Source organism: Trabulsiella guamensis ATCC 49490 (genome assembly GCF_000734965.1).
Lineage (GTDB): Bacteria > Pseudomonadota > Gammaproteobacteria > Enterobacterales > Enterobacteriaceae > Trabulsiella > Trabulsiella guamensis.
Map to the genome: position 1 here is coordinate 1 of NZ_JMTB01000122.1, position 1,313 is coordinate 1,313.

The 1,313-nt window shown below is 44.1% G+C and carries 3 protein-coding genes and 1 pseudogene; 2 read left to right on the forward strand and 2 right to left on the reverse strand.

The features are described 5' to 3' along the window. Together GTGU_RS26395 and GTGU_RS22135 are read left to right on the forward strand one after the other, a co-directional pair. Positions 1 to 258: gp53-like domain-containing protein (locus tag GTGU_RS26395; RefSeq protein ID WP_425427531.1), on the forward strand; the 258-nt coding region annotated here is incomplete at its 5' end. 1 nt (position 259) lies between these two features. Then, entirely contained in the window at positions 260 to 694 is a 435-nt protein-coding gene (locus GTGU_RS22135; RefSeq protein WP_038162763.1) for a tail fiber assembly protein, read from the forward strand. On the opposite strand, the gene GTGU_RS22140 is transcribed toward GTGU_RS22135, so the two are convergent. After that, entirely contained in the window at positions 666 to 1,016 is a 351-nt protein-coding gene (locus GTGU_RS22140) for a tail fiber assembly protein (RefSeq protein ID WP_038162766.1), read from the reverse strand. The genes GTGU_RS22135 and GTGU_RS22140 overlap by 29 nt on opposite strands. Further along, positions 1,013 to 1,313, reverse strand: a pseudogene (locus tag GTGU_RS26400) (hypothetical protein); the annotation flags it as partial. The gene GTGU_RS22140 and the pseudogene GTGU_RS26400, both read right to left, overlap by 4 nt.

Below are 1,313 nucleotides of genomic sequence, written 5' to 3' on the forward strand. Positions count from 1 at the left end.
GTCTGGGTTAAATTTCCAAATGGGTTTCTGATGCAACGTGGTTCTCTTGCGAATACAAATCCATCATCTGGTATAGATATCACGTTTCCAACACCTTTTATTAACGCGCCAAGTATCAGTTTAAATGCAACAGCATCAGTCTCTATTAATACGAATTTCACAGGGGTAAGTAACATTAAGATATCGTCAGTGTCGACGTTCAACTCCTCAGGTGTTTCTCAGGCAAACGGTATTTCCTGGATAGCGATAGGGTTTTAATATGAGCGATTTTAACTATTCTTTTTCCCCCTCAAACTGTGCGTTTTATGCAAATACCCTGAAGGAAACCTATTACGCTCCTGCCAATGACTGGCCCAGTGATGCTTTTGAGGTTTCAGACGATGTCACTAATGAATTTACAGCACAGCCGCCAAATGGAAAGAAACTAGGAGTAGTTGATGGGCTACCAGTCTGGATTGATGTTCCTCCGCCAACACAGGAAGAGTTAACCGCTGAAAATGAGCTGATAAAATGCCGACTTCGAACGGTAGCGGACGCTGAAATTGCATGGCGTCAGGACGCTGTGGAGACTGGTATTGCGTCGGGTGAGGAAACCGCTGTGCTCGCAGAGTGGAAAAAATACCGGGTCTTGCTGATGCGTGTCGATACAGCAAAACCCGAATGGCCTACTGTCCCGGATGTGCAGGCCAGTTAATATTCGGAGCAAGACTGACATCAATAGTGTTCAGCATATCAATGTAAGCCAGCCATGCGATAAGGCTGGCTTTGTCTTTATCACTGATGACGTTCAGCAGCAGCTTTGTCTGCCAGATGCTGATCGTCGATTCTGCATTAGTCAGTAACTCCGATTTCTTCAACTTTGCCGAGGCGATGACTTCCTCGTGTGTTGGAGGCGGGTTCAGGATGGCATCAAGCTCTTTTTCAGTGAGCATTTTTTTATTCCCAATTAATTCATCTTGTGAACCATCATCTTCATAGGCATAAATTACACAAGATTCATCAATAAAATATTTCATCGTAATTCACCCCAGTTTGCTACCGTCCCTTGGTTAACCTGATAAGTTGAACCGTTTTTCACTATTGCAGAAAGTTGACCACGTATAGCAGCACCCGCATCAGTAAAATTTGATTGAGCACTGGAGCAAATGGTAACGCCGTCCACAAACAGCGTCGCAATTTTCATAGAACTATTCGTAATAATTGACGCCGTAATAAAGATCGCTTTCCCGGTAGTGTTTGTATACGTGATCCCCGTTTGCCTCTGTGAGGTTAGATCCCTCCATACCTGATCCTTGCCAAGAATGAATTCCTTT